Origin of the sequence: Streptomyces longispororuber (genome assembly GCF_024448165.1) — a bacterium.
Classification (GTDB): Bacteria; Actinomycetota; Actinomycetes; order Streptomycetales; family Streptomycetaceae; genus Streptomyces; species Streptomyces longispororuber_A.
In genome coordinates this window covers 66625-81842 of the sequence record NZ_JAMOLN010000013.1, presented here as the reverse complement: position 1 = coordinate 81842, position 15218 = coordinate 66625, and the positions used below count along the sequence as shown (strand labels likewise).

11 protein-coding genes are annotated in these 15218 nt (G+C 74.0%); 1 reads left to right on the top strand and 10 read right to left on the bottom strand.

The features are described from left to right. Positions 1-2: 2 nt before the first annotated feature. From M4J07_RS06100 to M4J07_RS06090, 3 genes are all read right to left on the bottom strand, one after another. The gene (locus tag M4J07_RS06100; RefSeq protein ID WP_255968062.1) at positions 3-194 is read right to left on the bottom strand and encodes a hypothetical protein; all 192 of its coding nucleotides are present in this window, start codon (positions 192-194) and stop codon (positions 3-5) included. Between the two features lie 28 nt (positions 195-222). Next, on the bottom strand, positions 223-825 hold the full coding sequence (locus M4J07_RS06095; RefSeq protein WP_255968060.1) for a winged helix-turn-helix domain-containing protein: 603 nt from the start codon (positions 823-825) through the stop codon (positions 223-225). Positions 826-896: 71 nt separating this feature from the next. Beyond that, positions 897-1907: a GlxA family transcriptional regulator gene (locus M4J07_RS06090; RefSeq protein ID WP_255968058.1), complete on the bottom strand. Its 1011-nt coding sequence runs from the start codon at positions 1905-1907 to the stop codon at positions 897-899. Between the two features lie 72 nt (positions 1908-1979). On the opposite strand from M4J07_RS06090, the gene M4J07_RS06085 reads away from it, so the two are divergent. Then, positions 1980-3245, top strand: coding sequence for an MFS transporter (locus M4J07_RS06085; RefSeq protein WP_255968056.1), 1266 nt, complete (start codon positions 1980-1982; stop codon positions 3243-3245). 66 nt (positions 3246-3311) lie between these two features. Here the strand turns inward: M4J07_RS06085 and M4J07_RS06080 are convergent, their stop codons facing one another. The 7 genes from M4J07_RS06080 to M4J07_RS06050 all read right to left on the bottom strand — a co-directional run bounded on the left by M4J07_RS06080 (position 3312) and on the right by M4J07_RS06050 (position 15133). Next, positions 3312-3776 (bottom strand): hypothetical protein, encoded by a 465-nt coding sequence (locus M4J07_RS06080; protein ID WP_255968054.1) that lies wholly within the window; start codon positions 3774-3776, stop codon positions 3312-3314. Position 3777: 1 nt separating this feature from the next. Further along, a complete protein-coding gene (locus M4J07_RS06075) occupies positions 3778-6288 on the bottom strand; it encodes a penicillin acylase family protein (protein ID WP_255968052.1) in 2511 nt (836 codons plus the stop codon). Positions 6289-6408: 120 nt separating this feature from the next. Then, a complete protein-coding gene (locus M4J07_RS06070; RefSeq protein ID WP_255968050.1) occupies positions 6409-11583 on the bottom strand; it encodes a non-ribosomal peptide synthetase in 5175 nt (1724 codons plus the stop codon). A gap of 24 nt (positions 11584-11607) precedes the next feature. Beyond that, positions 11608-12939, bottom strand: a complete 1332-nt coding sequence (locus tag M4J07_RS06065; protein WP_255968048.1) for a M20/M25/M40 family metallo-hydrolase — start codon at positions 12937-12939, stop codon at positions 11608-11610. A 46-nt stretch (positions 12940-12985) separates the two neighbouring features. Then, positions 12986-13840, bottom strand: a complete 855-nt coding sequence (gene argB / locus M4J07_RS06060; RefSeq protein WP_255968046.1) for an acetylglutamate kinase — start codon at positions 13838-13840, stop codon at positions 12986-12988. A 79-nt stretch (positions 13841-13919) separates the two neighbouring features. Further along, positions 13920-14945 (bottom strand): N-acetyl-gamma-glutamyl-phosphate reductase, encoded by a 1026-nt coding sequence (argC, locus tag M4J07_RS06055; protein ID WP_255968044.1) that lies wholly within the window; start codon positions 14943-14945, stop codon positions 13920-13922. 2 nt (positions 14946-14947) lie between these two features. Next, the gene (locus M4J07_RS06050) at positions 14948-15133 is read right to left on the bottom strand and encodes a lysine biosynthesis protein LysW (RefSeq protein WP_255968042.1); all 186 of its coding nucleotides are present in this window, start codon (positions 15131-15133) and stop codon (positions 14948-14950) included. Positions 15134-15218: the final 85 nt, after the last annotated feature.

Sequence of the window (15218 nt, the reverse complement as noted above, 5' to 3'; positions counted from 1 at the left end):
CGTCATGCCAGGGCGGGGGCCGTCCGGGGTGCGGAGGAGGCCAGGCGCAGGCCCACCTCGACCAGGATCCAGCCGAGGCGGGCGCGCAGGCCGTGCCGGTGGCGGGCGGCGCGGGCGCGGCGGTGGGTGTCGGCGTCCGTGTGCAGGTCGGCGGCCCGGACGCGGTGCAGGGCGAGGCTGGTCTCGGGGTGCATCGTGGGCCTCTCCATCGGTTCCATCGGCTCAGTCGGTTCCATCGGTTCCATCGGTGGAGACCGGCATGACGTGCGTGTGGATGCGGACCTGCTCGACGCCCGGGGTGTCCGCTGCGGGCGCCAACTCCTGGTAGCTCTCCAGGAGTCGGTGCATCTTGCCGACGAGTTCGCGGGCGAGCCCGGGCGTGAGGCTCAGCGTCCAGTCGCTCAGGTCCGACGACCGGAGCCACTCCTCGGGCCATTCGTCGCGGGTGCCGAGCCAGGTGGCCAGCTCACGGGTGTGCTGTCCGGCGGCCTCGTGCAGGAACAGGTCGGCGGCGCCCCGGACTTCGGGGTCGCGGTCCTTGAGCAGCGACTCGTCGAAGCGCACGCCTTGGTGGACGGCCTTCCACCACCGCTCGCGCGCCGTGCCGCGCCCGGGCGCGTCCTCGACGAAGCCGTGCGCGGCGAGCTGGCGCAGGTGATAGCTGGTGGCGCCGCTGGACTCGCCCAGTTTCGCGGCCAGTCGGGAGGCGGTGGCCGGTCCGTCACGGCGCAGCGCGTTCAGCAGCCGCATCCGCAAGGGGTGCGCGAGTCCGCGCAGCGAGCGGGCGTCGAGGCTGTGGATCTGCTGCTCCGTGGGCTCGTCCATGCATGCAAAGGTAGCGTTGCAAAGAAAGCGTTGCAACGCTTTCTTTGCATCTTGTCCGTCGACAGGGTGCGTCAGACCGCCGACGGAGACCGCCTGGTGCGGAACGTCCGTCGGTAGGCGGCGGGTGTGGTGCGCAGGGCCTCGTGGAAGCGGCGGCGGAGGTTGACCGCGGAGGAGAGGCCCACCCGGTGCGCGATGGTCTCCACCGGGAGGTCGGTCTCCTCCAGCAGGGCCCGGGTCGCGGCGATGCGGCGGTCCAGGAGCCAGCGGCCGGGACTGACGCCGAGCTGGTCGGTGAAGCGGCGGGTGAGGGTGCGGGCCGAGACCTGCGCCCGACTCGCCATGTCGGCGACGCTGGTCGGCTGGTCGAGGCGGTCCGTCAGCCAGTCGAGGAGCGGCGCCAGGCTTTCGGGGGCCGTTCCCGCGGCGGGCAGTTCGGCGTACTGGAGCTGGCAGCCCTCGCGGTGCGGTGGCATCACCAGCCGGCGGGCGACGCGCAGCGCGTGGGCGGCGCCCTGGTCGCGGCTGACCAGGTGCAGGCAGAGGTCGATGGCGGCGGCCGATCCGGCGCTGGTGGCGACGTCGCCGTGGTCGACGTAGAGGACCGCGGGGTCGACCTGGACCCGTGGGAAGCGGGCGGCCAGTTCGGCGGCGTCGGCCCAGTGGGTGGCGGCCCGGCGGCCGTCGAGGAGTCCGGCGGCGGCGAGGACGGCGGTGCCCGAGCAGAGGCCGACGACGCGGGCGCCGCGGCGGTGGGCGCGGCGGATCGCGTCGAGGACGGCGGGCGAGGGCCCGGCACCGGCGGGCTCCTGCCAGCCGGGGACGAGGACGGTGTCGGCGCGGTCGAGTGCGTCCAGGCCGTCGGATATCAGGATGTCGTAGCCGGCCAAGGTCCGGACGGGGCCCGGGTGTTCGGTGCAGGTCCCGAACGTGTAGCGGGCGGGGATCGCGGGGCCGTGGTCGCCGAAGACCTCGGTCGCGCAGGCCAGCGGGAAGGTCGACTGCGGGGGCCGCAGGAGGGCCACGACCCGGTGCGGGGCCGGGGAGCCGGGGCGCGGGCCGGGACGTGGACCGGGTGTCATGGCCGGAAAGTACCTCATCGTGTCGTTCGGGACACTGGGATCGCGGTATTGGTCCAGTCCAATATCTCTACGGTGACCACCTCGCAGACGCAAGCCCCCGCCACCGAGCCCCGACCAGCCGCCGCCCGGCCCCCGTTGTGGGACCGGCGCTTCACGCTCTACTTCGCCGCCCGCGCGGTCTCGCTGCTCGGCGACGCGATGATGCCGGTGGCCGCCGCGCTCGCGGTCGGCGCGCTGTACGGGGTGTCCGGGGTCGGTCTCGTGCTCGGCGTGTGGACCGGGACGTTCGTGCTGCTCGTCCTGTTCGGCGGGGTCTTCGCCGACCGGTTCGGGGCGCGCCGGATGATGGTCGGCGCCGACCTCGTACGCGTGCTCACCCAGGGCGTACTGGCCGTCGCGTTCTTCACCGGGAAGCCACCGTTCTGGCTGCTGGTGTCCATGGCGGCGGTGGCCGGCGCGGCCGTCGCGATGTTCCTGCCGGGGGTGAACGGCATGGTGCCGCTGGTGGCGCGCGAGCCGCAGCGGGCCAACGCCACGCTCAAGGTGGCCGACGCGCTCGCCCATCTGCTCGGCCCGGCCCTCGCGGGGCTGCTGATCGCGGTGACCAGCGCCGGCACGGTGTACGCGATCGACGCCGGGACCTTCCTCCTCAGCGCCCTGTGCCTGGCACTCGTCCGGCTCGCGCCCGGCGCCGCCGACTCCCCCGTACGCACCGGGAGTTCGCTGCGCCGCGAACTGCGCCAGGGATGGCGGGAGTTCCGGGCCCGCACCTGGATGTGGGCGGTGATCCTGATCTGGGTGGTCTACGGCGTGCTGGTCTTCGGGCCGCTGGTACCGCTCAGTTCGGCGCTGGTCGGCGAGCGGCTCGGCCCGAACGCCTACGGCCTGGCCGTGTCCTTCCTCGGCGTCGGCACGGTGCTCGGCGGGCTGCTGGCGCTGCGCGTGCGTCCGGCGCGGCCGCTGGCCGCCGGTGCGGTGGCGATGGCGCTGTACACCCTGCTGCCGGTGAGCGTGGCGGTGGGCTCCGGGCTGCCGGTACTGCTCGTGGGACACGTGCTCGGGGGCGGGGCGATGGCGTTCTGGTCGGTGATGTGGGCGACCAGCGTGCAGACCCACACGCCGCCCGAGGTGCTCAACCGGGTCTCCGCGTACGAGCTGGCGGGCTCGGTGTCCGGCATCGCCGTCGGTCAGATCCTGGCCGGACCCGCCACCGGACTCGCCTCCCCCGCACGGCTGTTGACGGTGTCGGCGGGGGTCTGTCTGGCCGGCTGCGTGGCGCTGTTCGCCGTCCCGGCGATCCGGACGCTGCGCCGGGCGGCGGTACCGGACGGGGAGTGAGGGCCACCGCGTACGGTGCCGCGGTCGGCAAGCGCCGGTCAGCAGGCGGAGGTCAGCGGGCGGAGGTCAGCGCGCGGCCTTCCCGGCGAAGCAGCGGAACAGGGCGCGCCCCGACCAGTTCCCGGCCGCGGTCTGCAGCAGCGCGACGACCAGCGTCAGCGCGATCGTCACGGCCGCAGAGGCGGGCAGCCCGGCGAGGCCCGCGGTGGTGCGCGCGGTCCCGCCGATCGTGTCGCCGGCCAGGGCCCGCACGACGAGCAGCGCAGCCCAGGACACCGGCCCGAACAGCACCAGCAGGGCCGTGGTGCGCAGTCGGCCCGTGCGGTGCCACGCGGTGACGGCGCCGGTGGCGAGGCCCGCGGCGAACGGCAGGAACCACAGGTCCGCCCAGGCGCCGAGCGCCACGGCCACGACACCCGCCGTGATCACTGCCGGAACGAGCAACTGCGGCCTGCCGACGGCCCGTTGGGCGGTGTCCGCGGTCTCCCCGGCGGTCCGGTCGGCAGTTCCCACGACGGTCTCGGTGGTCATGTCACTCTCCCGCTCGGAGGGTCCAGGTCGCCGTGGAGTCCGGCGCCCGCAGGGGCAGGTACTTCTTGTCCCGCCAGAACTCGACGAGGTTGTCGTACCAGGGGGAGGTCGGGGTGTCGCTCTGACCGCCCGGGTAGATCGCGACCGCGTCCGCCGTGCCCCGGCCGGTCCAGCGGACGACGAGGCGGATGCTCGGCCCGTAGCTCGAATTCAGTTCGCCACCCGCCGCGTTCACGGTCCAGGGGTCGCCGCCGGCGGAGTAGCGCTCGTAGCCGAGTCCCGGTGCCCCGGTGATCGAGGGGATCTCGCGGGTGTGCAGCTTGCCCCAGTCCCAGGCGGCGGGGCGGTCGCCCAGCTTGCCGGCGAGGTCGGTCACGGCCTTGCGGAAGGCGGTGCGCATGGTCTGGGTGGCGTCGCGGCGGGCGCCGTCCGGCGGGGTGAAGGCCGCGTTGTCCGGATCGTCGACGGTCCAGTGCTCGAGGACCTCGCGCAGCGGGATGGGCGAGCGGTCGAGGTCGAGGATCCACCGGTCCTTGCTCGCGGGGACCTTCTTCTCGTCCCACCACGGCTGGAACACCTCGTGGACGTAGGAGTCCAGGAACGTCCACCACACCGATGCGGCGGGCGAGTCGGTGTCCATCGAGTGGTTCCACCCGGTCAGCAGGTCACGGGCGGCGCGCTGCTGTCCGGTCAGCTTCGTGCCGTCGAGCGCCTTCAGCAGTTCCGGCACGAGCCGGACGGCCAGGTCGTCGGTGACGTCGTTCTGCAGCGTGGTGTAGTCCTCGGGCCGCAGGGCGCCCCGGTCCGTGTGGAACCGCTCGATCACCGACTGCCGGTAGCCGGGGTCGAAGTTCATGGACGTGCCGAGGAAGTACGGGTAGTCGGGGTCCGTCGGGCGCTGGTTGGTCGAGGCGACCAGGTGGCTCGGCGGGTCGTACTGCTGCGGCATCACCTCGTAGGGGATGGTGCCCACCACGTCCTCGTCGCCGGTGCCGGACAGCAGCAGCCACGGCTGGGAGCCCTTCGGCGTCTGCGGGACGTCGCCCGCGACGAACGAGCCGATGTGGCCCCGGTCGTCGGCGTACACGAAGTTCAGCGCGGGGGCCTTCCAGTCGCGCAGCGCGCCGCGGAAACCGGCGAAGTCGGAGGCGCGGTTGGCGGCGAGCAGCGCGTTGAGGTCGTTGTGCGCGAAGTTGCCCATCCAGTTGACGGAGACCCGCTGGCCGAGCACGGTCATCATCGGTCCGTGCACGGTGAGGTCCGTGGTCAGCTCCACGGCCGAGCCGCCGCGCACCGGGATGCTGTAGCGGACCTTCTTCATCGGCCGCCAGGCGCCGTTCCAGTAGTAGGAGTCGGGCCGTTCGGCGGAGAGCTTCTCGCGGTAGTAGAGCGTGCCCACGGTCTGGGCGTTCGTCAGGGACCAGGAGATGTGTTCGTTGCGGCCGACCAGCACACCGGGCACGCCCGGGATGGAGCCGCCGGCGACCTGGTAGCCGGGTGAGCGCAGCGATATCTGGAACCAGTACGAGGGGAGCGTGGTCGCCAGGTGCGGGTCGCCGGCGAGCATCGCGCCGCCGCCGGCCACCTCGGGGCCGTTCGCCGCCCAGGCGTTGCTGTTGAAGTCGAGCTGCCGCACGCTGTCGGGCAGCGCGACGTCCTCGTGCGAAGAGGTGCGGGCCGCCGCCTTCGAGGCACCGGCGGTCGACGTGCTCGACGGATCGGCCGCGTTGGAGCTGCGCACGGTCAGCGGCTCCGGCGGCAGGTCCTTGTAGGGGCCCGAGTCGTAGGGGTGCTGCTTGGTGGGTGCCTGGACCGGGAACCACTCCTCGGTCAGCTTCGGTCCGAGGGAGCGGCGCAGCAGTTCGTAGTCGACGGGGATCGTGTTGAAGTTCATCTGCTGGGTGAGGACGCCCTGCACGACCAGGGTGTCGATGGGCGTCCACTTCTGCGGGCGCACGCCGGTCAGCCCGTAGATCGTCGGCCACTCGCCGGTCTTCTCCAGCCTGCTCAGCCAGGAGTTGACGCCCGCGGCGTACGCGGTGAGCGCCTGACCCGCGGCGCTGTCGCGCGGGGTGGCGGCCCAGCGGGCGCGGGCGGTGCGCAGCAGTCCGAGGTTCAGCTCGAACTTGTCGCTCTTCAGCCCGGCCGCCCCGACCAGTTCGGAGAGCCGGCCCTGCCCCATCCTGCGCTGCAGGTCGAGCTGGGTGAAGCGCAGCCGGGCGGTGACGTATCCCTGGGCGATGAAGAGGTCGTGGTCGGTCTCGGCGTCGACGGAGGCGTATCCCTCGGCGGTGAAGGAGACCCGTACCGGCTTGTCCAGTGCGGGGAGCGTCAGGGTCTCGGACCGGACGGCGTTCTGCGCCGACGCCGAGGCCCACACTCCCCCGCCCGGCACCAGTGCCTTGCCGAGCGCGGGCACCGGCCCGTAGCCGGCCCCGAGCACCAGGAGCACCGCGAGGGCCACGGCGGTCGAGCCGACCAGGTGGATCGCGCGACTGACCTTGCTTGCCATCGTGTCCTCGTCTTCGCCGGGGATGCTCCACCGGAAGCCTCGCAGCGTCCGGCCGCACCCATAAGTCAGGAGGATTCCCTACGTCCCGTGCGGCCCGCCGGGCCGCACGGGACGGGTGGATCAGGGCCGGGCCTCGCCGTCCGTCTCCCGGGCGAGCAGCGCGGTGACCTCGTCGTCGGAGAGCCCGGACAGCCAGCCGAGGACGTCGTCCACCTCGTTGCTGCCCGTCTCGTCGAGCTGCCTGCTCTGCACCAGCGCGGCCAGCCGCTCGACGGTCAGTGAGCCGCCGAGCAGTTCACCGGCGGACAGGTTGACGCCGAAGGTGTCCCGCACCCGCATCGCGACGCGGGTGGCCATCAGGGAGTGGCCGCCGAGCCGGAAGAAGTCGGCCGTGACCGACGGCACGGGGACGCCCAGCACCTCGCTCCAGATGGCGGCCATGGTGCTCTCCACCGGGTTGCGGGGCGCGGTCACCTCCTGCCCGGTGTCCGCGAGCGGGGCCGGGTCCGGCAGCGCGGCGCGGTCGAGCTTGCCGTGCGGGCCGACCGGGAACTCCGCCAGTACGGTCACCGCGTCCGGCACCAGGCCCGAGGGCATGGACTGTTCGAGGTGGTCGCGCAGCGCGCCGGCGGTGGGGGTCTCCGTGCCGGCGGGCACGACCCACGCCAGCAGCCGCGGCCGGCCCGTGACGTCGGGCCGGGCCTCGACGACCGAGGCGCGCACCAGCGGATGCCGGTTCAGGACCGCCTCGATCTCGCCGGGTTCGATGCGCTGGCCGCGGATCTTGAGCTGCCGGTCGAGGCGGCCCAGGTACTCGAACGTGCCGTCGGGGCGCATCCGCGCGCGGTCGCCGGTCCGGTACAGGCGGGCTCCGGGGCGGTACGGGTCGGGCACGAAGCGTTCGGCGGTCAGGCCGGGGCGGCCGAGGTAGCCGCGGGCCGGGGCGATCCCGCCGATGTGGAGTTCGCCCGGGGCCATGGGCGGGGCGATCCCGCCGGACGAGTCCAGGACGTAGAGGCGAGTGCCCGAGATGGCGCGGCCGATGGGGACGCGGAACGGGCGGGGCCCGGTGGGCGCGACCTGCTGGGCGGTGACGTCGATCGCCGCCTCGGTCGGCCCGTACAGGTTGTGCAGCGCGACGCCCGGCAGTACGTCGGCGCAGCGCTCGGCGAGCGCCGGGGCGAGTTCCTCGCCGCTGCACACGATCCGGCGCAGCGTGCGCGCGGTGTGCGCGGCGTCGGGCTCCTCCAGGAAGATCTGCAGCATCGACGGGACGAAGTGGCAGCTGGTGACGGCGTGCCGGGTGATGAGACCGGCCAGGTAGTGCGGGTCGCGGTGGCCGTCGGGCCGGGCGAGGACCAGGGTGGCGCCGGCGACGAGCGCGCCGAGCAGTTCGGTGCCCGCCACGTCGAAGCTGACCGGGGTCTTGTGCAGCACCACTTCACCGGCCTGCACGCCGCAGGCGCGCCGGAACCACACGAGCCGGTTGACCAGGGCCTCGTGGGTCGTCAGCACGGCCTTGGGTTCGCCGGTCGAGCCCGAGGTGAACAGCACGTTGGCGAGGTGTCCCGGCAGCACGGCGGGGAGTTCGGCCGGGTCGGCGCCCTCGTCCGGGCCGACCAGCACGGTGCCGTCGGACGGGGTGAATCCGGGTGCGGAGCCGATGAGCACACGGGCGCCGGAGCCGCGCAGCTGGCGCTCCAGGCGGGCCGCGGGGTGCGCCGTGTCCAGCGGCAGATAGGCGCCGCCGGCCACCAGGACCGCGTACACGGCGACGATCAACTCGGGCGAGCGGGGCAGACAGACGGCGACCGGTTCGTCGCGCTCCACGCCGAGTTCGTGCAGCCGGGCCGCCAGCGCGCGGACCCGCTGCCACAGGTCGCCGTAGCTCAGCGTTCCTTCGTCCCAGACGACGGCCGGCCGCTCGGGGGCGGACGCGGCGATGCGCGCGACGATCTCGTGGACCAGGCCCTCGTCAGGTTCCGCGGGGCCGCCGTCCGCGACGGTCCGCGCGATCCGCTCCGCCTCGGCGGGCGGCAGCACCGGCAGTCCGGCGACAGGGGTGCCGGGTGCGGTGAGCGCCGCGTCGAGCAGGGCGGGCAGCCCGGCCAGCAGCGCGGCGACGGTCTGCTCGTCGAACAGGTCGGCCGCGTAGACGGCATGGCCGCTCAGCGAGCCGTCGGCCTCCGGGACGAGGTGCACGGACAGCTCGAACTGGGCGCCGGGCGTGGGCAGTTCGAAGGGTTCGGCGCGCACGCCGCGGGCCTCCCAGGGGACGACCGGCAGGTTCTGCAGGGCGAGCAGGGCGCGCACCAGCGGGGCCCGGCCGTCGGCGGGCCGCTCGGTGACGGCGCGGACGATCTCGTCGTACGGGGGCCGGTCATCGCCGAAGGCCGCCAGGCACTGGGCCCGCACCTCGTCGACGACCGTGCCGAAGTCGGCCGTGCCGGTGCGCACGCGCAGCGGCAGCGTGTCGACGAGCATGCCGATGGCGGTCTCGGTGCCCGGCCGGTCGCGGCCCGCGGCCACGGTGCCGATCACCACGTCGTCCTGGCCGCTCCACCGGCCGAGCAGCACGCCGAAGGCGGCCATCAGGACCATGAAGGGGGTGGCTCCGCGGTCCGCCGCGGCCGTCCGCACCCGGTCGGCGAGAGCGGCCGGGATCCGGACGGGCAGGGACGCGCCGTGCCAGGTCGGGGCGGCCGGTACGGGGCGGTCGGTGGGCAGCTCCAACGCCTGGGCGCCGGCGAGCCGTTCGCGCCAGGCGTCGAGGCTCTCCTCGGTCCACGGCGCCCGGGCGGGGACCGCCGTCGGTTCGGACTCGACGATCCCGCCGTTGCGGTAGGCGTCGCCGAGCCGGCGCAGCAGCAGGCCGAGCGACCAGCCGTCGAGCACGGCGTGGTGGGCGGCGACTCCGAGCACCCAGTCCCGCGGGCCTCGGTGGAGCAGGAGCAGCCGGACGAGCGGGCCCGAGGCGAGGTCGAAGGGTTCGGCGGCCAGCGCGCGCAGTTCCGCGGCGACACGGTCCTCGACGGCCTCGCCGGCCGTGCTCAGGTCGCGGTACGGCAGCCGGAACAGGTCGGCGGTGGGCCGGGCGGCGGTGGTCAGGGTTCCGTCCGGTGCGGTGCGGAACACCGAGCGCAGGAGCGGGACTTCGTCGAAGAGCCCGGTGAGGCAGCGCTCCAGGAGGTCCCGGTCGAGCGGGCCGTGCAGCCGCAGTCCGCCGGCCACGTGGTAGGCGTCGCCCGCGCCCATCTGGTCGAGCAGCCACATGCGTTCCTGGTCGGGGGTGACGGCCGCCGAGTCCGGGTCCGCGGTCTCGGCCGTCTCCCGTACCGGTTCGCCCGGTTGGAACGCGGCGAGGTCCCGCAGGGTGAGGCCGTCCAGGAAGCGCGGCAGCGGGACGCTCACGCCGCGCGTCTCCAGGAGCGCCGACCTGAGCCGGACGGCGCGCAGCGAGTCGAGGCGCTGGCGGACCAGCGGGGTGTCCACGACGAGGGCCGACGGGTCGGTCTCCAGCGCGTCCGCGACGAGTTCGGCCAGTTCCACGGGGACGATGCCCGCCCAGTCGGGCTGCCGCGTCTCCTCGGCGGGCTGCTCCGCGCCCACCGGCTGGAACACTCCCGCGAGCAGGCGCGTGCGGCACTCCGCGCGCCTGACCTTGCCGCTGCTGGTGCGCGGGATCTTGCCGGTGCGGACGAGGACGACGTCGGCGAGCGCGAGCCCGTGCTCGGCCGTCACGGCCTCGCGCACGGCCGCGGCGACGGCGGGGCCGTCCTCCTCGCGGAAGCCGCGGACCACCTCGTGCACGAGCACGACCTGCTCGGTCGTCCCGTCGTCGACGGCCAGCGCGGCGCCCCGGCCCGGGTGCAGGAGCGGGTGGGCCCGCTCGGCGGTCAGCTCGATGTCCGGCGGGTAGAGGTTGCGTCCGCGCACGACGATCAGGTCCTTGATGCGGCCGTTCACGTACAGCTCGTCGCCGTGCCGGAAGCCCAGGTCACCGGTGCGCAGGAAGGTCCGGTCCGGGTAGCCGCGGGCCGCGCCCGCGAAGGTCTCGGCCGTCTGCTCGGGCCGGTTCCAGTAGCCGGCGGCGACGGTCGGGCCGCTGACCCAGATCTCGCCTACGCCGCCCTCGGGCTGCGGTTCGCCGGTGGCGGGGTCGACGATCAGCACGAGGTCCTGGTGGTGGGCCCAGCCGCAGGCGGTCAGTTCGACGGCGGGCTCGTCGGGTGCGGCCACGACGGCCCGGCCCTGGTCCATGTCCGCGCGGCGCAGGCGCAGCACGGTGGGTTCGGCCGTCGGGTCGGCCCGGCCGGTGACGAACAGGGTGGCCTCGGCGAGGCCGTAGCACGGGTAGAACGCGGAGCGCCGGAAGCCGTTGTCGCGGAAGGCGTCGGCGAAGGCGTCGAGGGTGGCCCGGCGGACCGGTTCCGCGCCGGTCAGCGCGTGCCGCAGCGCCGACAGGTCGAGGTCGTCGCGGTCCCCGGGCACGGCGCGGCGCAGCACCTCGGCGTAGGCGAAGTCGGGGGCGGCGGTGACGGTGGCGCGGGTGCGGCTGAGCGCACGCAGCCAGCGCATCGGCTGGTGCAGGAACGTCATCGGCGAGAGCAGCGTGCAGGGGAAGCCCGCGTGCACCGGCTGCAGGATGCCGCCGATCAGACCCATGTCGTGGTACGGCGGCAGCCAGCTGACGGCGCGGTCGCTCTCGTCGAGGCCGACGGCCTGCCCGATCGTCGCCGAGTTGTGCACGAGGTTGGCGTGGCTGAGCATGACGCCCTTGGGCGTGCCGGTGGAGCCCGACGTGTACTGGAGGAACGCCAGGTCGTCCGGGGACGCCTGCGGGTCCTGCCAGTCCTCCGGCGCGTTGGTCGCGTCGTCGGTGGTCACCCATTCCAGGGGGACGGAGAGGTCGAGCCGGTCGCGGCGGGCCTCGATGAGGGCGAGCGTGCCGGTGTCGATCAGGGCGAGCTCCGCGGCGCAGTCTGCGGCGATGGCCCGGACCCGTTCGAGGCCGTTCGCGCCGAGCGGCGGGTAGACGGGGACGGCGACCGCCCCCGCGTACAGGCAGCCGAAGAACGCGGTCACGTAGTCGGGGCCCGGCTGGTGCAGCAGCATGATCCGGTCGCCGCGGCCGGCGCGCTGCTGGATGAGCGCGGCCACCGTCCGTGCGCCGCGGTCGAGTTCGGCGTAGGTGTAGGCGCGGATCTCGGTCTCGGAGAGCTCGAACTCCAGGGCCAGGCGGTGGGGAGTGCTCGCAGCCCGCCCGCGGAGCGTCTCGACGAAGGTCTGGTACACGTGGACTCCTCGAACGGCGGTCGGTCAGCGGTAGCGGAGCAGGAGGTCGTGGAAGCGGTCGGCGCCGAAGCGCACGGCCTCGACGGGCACCCGCTCGTCGGCGGCGTGCATCGCGTCCTGGTAGCGGCTGCCGGCCGGGAGCAGCATCGGCACCCAGCCGTAGCAGGCGATGCCGAGGCCGGCGAAGAGCCGGGCGTCGGTGGACGCCGGGGTGATCATCGGCAGGACCGTCGCGTCGGGATCGGCGTCGCGCATCACGGAGGCGATCGAGTCGAAGAAGCCGCCGAAGACCGGCGGGGGCATCGCGTCGCCCTCAAGCAGGAGTTCGAGGTCGCCGTCGGGGCCGATCAGTTCGCGCAGTTCCGTCCGGAAGTCGTCGACCGTCCAGTCGCCGGGCAGGATGCGTCCGTCGAGGTCCACGGAGAACTCGCTCGGCAGCATGTTGATCTTCTCGGGCGTGCGGACGATGGTCGCGTTGACCGTGTGGCGCAGCACGGAGTCCAGATAGACGGCGTCGGCCTCGGGCAGCAGGTCGTAGGGGATCTCCGCCTTGCCGTCGGGGTCGCGCAGATCGCGCAGCCGGCCGGCCAGTGGTTCGTCGGCGGCCGCGGCGAGGGCGTCGAGCATGCGGTCCAGGGCGGGGGTCACGTGGGTCGGCAGGCGGCCGTCCTCCAGGCGGGAGAGGAGCCGGCCGAGCTTGCCCATCGACGTGCCCGACCAGCCCTGCCGCGAGGCGTGACCGCCGCGCCCGCGCACCGTCAGGCGCGTCCAGCAGGCGCGCTTCTCGGCGACGACGATGGGGTGCACCCGGCCGGGCAGGCAGCTCAGGACGGCCCCGCCGTCCTCCCCCACGCCGTAGGCGATGCCGTCGAACAGTTCGGGGTGCTGTCTGACCAGGTAGCCGGCGCCGACCTTGCTGCCGGCCTCCTCGTCGGGCGAGAGGGCGAGCAGGACGTCGCCGGCCGGCGCGGCGCCCTCGGCCCGCAGCCGGGTCAGCGCGGTGACCATCATCGCCAGGCTGCCCAGCATGTCGATGGCGCCGCGGCCCCAGACGTGGCCGTCGATGATGTTGCCCTCGAAGGGCGGGTGCGTCCAGTGCTGGCCGTCGGTGGGCACCACGTCGGCGTGCGCGTGCAGCAGCAGCGGCGGGGCGTGGCCCGCGCCGCGGACGCGGGCGACCAGGTTCGGACGGTCGGGGTCGGAGCCCAGCAGCCGCACGTCCGCGCCGGCCGTCTCCATGAGGGCGGCGACGTGGCGGACGCAGGCGTTCTCGTTCCCGGGCGGGTTGACGCCGCGGAACCTGATCAGCTGCTGGAGCAGGGGTACCGGGTCGCTCGCGTCGCGCGGGTCGGTCATCGGGGGCTCTCCTTGTCCGGGCGGGGAGTTCGGGACGGGCCGCGGGTCACCGGCGTTCCGCCGCCAGGACAGGACCTGCCTGTCCGGCGCCGACGATCCGGGTGCCGCCCCGGCCGTCCAGCGCGTCGGCGACGGTCGCGGCGAAGCGTCCGTCGGCGATCCGTACGTCCTCGACCCCGGCCTCCAACGCCTCGCGGGCGGCGGTGAGTTTGACGGTCATGCCGCCGCCGACCGCGGGGTCACGGCCGTCGTGCACCTGGTACTCGGCGCGCACCGACGCGGGGTCGGAGCTGTCGGCGAGGACGCCCGGCGCGCCGGTGAGCAGCACGAGCCGGGCGGCGCCCAGGGCCGCGGCGACGGTGGCCGCGACCCGGTCGGCGTTGACGTTGACGGGCAGGCCGTCCTCGGCGAGCGCCGGCGGTGAGAGCACGGGGACCGTGCCCTCGGCCAGCAGGGTCCGCAGCAGCGGAGTCGCCACCGAGGTGAGCCGGCCGCTGCGGTCGTCGCGGACCACCACGGTCCGGCCGTCCACGACGGCGCGCAGCGCCTTCTTGCGCCGGGCCCGCAGCAGTCCCGCGTCGAGCCCGGTGAGGCCGACGGCGGGCACGGCGAGCCGGGCGAGTTCCAGCAGCAGCGCCGGCTTGGCCTTGCCGGCGAGTGCCAGGGTGACCACTTCGAGCGTGGCCGGGTCGGTCCGCCGGCTGACGGTGCCGTCCGGCGACACCAGTTCGGCCAGCGGCACACCGAGCCGGCCGGCCAGTTCGGTGACCATGGCGGAGCCACCGTGCACCAGGACGACCGGCCTGCCCTCGCGCACCAGTCGGGCCACCCCCGCGCACACCGCCTCGGCCTGCACCTCTGCGGTGCCGCCGCACTTCACCACGGTCAGTCCCGTGCCCACGCGCGTCTCCTTCCTGAGTGGATGTGCCTGAGTGGTTGTGCCTGAGTGGATGTGCCGGCCGACCCTTCCGGGCAGCGCTCTACACCGGGTGCAGGCCGGGGAATTCGAGGCCGAGGCGCTCCGGCCAGCCCATGCGCACGTTCATGCACTGGACCGCGCCGCCCGCACCGCCCTTGACGAGGTTGTCCAGCGCCGCGACGGCCACCACGGTGGACGTCTCCGGGTCGGCGGCGAACCCGACGTCGCAGTAGTTGGTGCCGGAGAGGATCTTGGGCTCCGGCAGCCGGTAGAGACCGCGGCGCTGGGCGATGATCCGGACGAACGGCTCGTCCTGGTACTGGCCGCGGTACAGCCGCCGTACCTCCTTGTCGTCCAGGGGTTCGCGCACCGGCACCCGGCAGACCACCTGGGCGCCGCGCACGGCTTCCACGCCGGTCGCGCTCATCCGCGCCCTGACCCCGGTCGCCTGCGCGATCTCGGCCTCGTGGCGGTGGCCCGTGGGGGCGAACAGCCGCATGGTGCCGCTGCGTTCGGCGTGCAGGTTCATCTGCTCGGCGCGCACTCCCGAGCCGCTGGAGCCGATCCGGCCGTCCACCGTCACGGGCCCGGCGACCACGCCCGCCTCGGCGAGCGGGCGCAGCGCCAGGATCGACGCGATGGCCATGCAGCCGGGCATGCTGATGGTGTCGGCCACGGCCAGCTCGGCCCGGTGGATCTCCGGCACGCCGGGGACGAACGAGTCGAGCAGTTCGGGGGCGGTGTGCTCGGTTCCGTAGTAGCGCCGGTAGGCCCTCGGGTCCCGGAGCCGGAAGTCGGCGCCGAGGTCGATCAGGCACTTGGCCCGGTCGCGCAGCCGGGGCACGAGCTCCAGGCCGGCGGTCTGGGAGACCGCCACGAACACCACGTCGTGGTCGCCCAGTTCGTCGGGGGCGGTGAAGGTCAGGTCGGTGCGGCCGCGCAGGTTCGGGTGGACCCGGTCCACCCTGCTGCCCGCGAGGCGGGCGGACACCGCGGCGCCCACCCGGACCTCACGGTGATCGAGCAGCAGCCGCAGCAGTTCACCGCCGATGTAGCCGGAGGCTCCGACCACCGCGACATCGATCACGGCTACTCTCCCCAGTCCTCGTCGGCCTCGGGAGCCAGCGCGAGGAGCAGCGGCGCCACTCCGACGACCTCGAGTTCGGCCGCGCACTCCGGGCACTCGACGATCTCGCCGGCCCGGACCTCGCTCTCCACCCCTACCTGGCCCTCACACTCCGGGCAGGCTTGTACGGTCTTCTCCGCGATCGGCATAAGGAACTCTCCTCCTGGCCTCCTGGTCGGACACCTGTGTGCGTCAGCTTCCTTGCCGTGGCGCGGGGTCCAGTAGTCAGGTAGA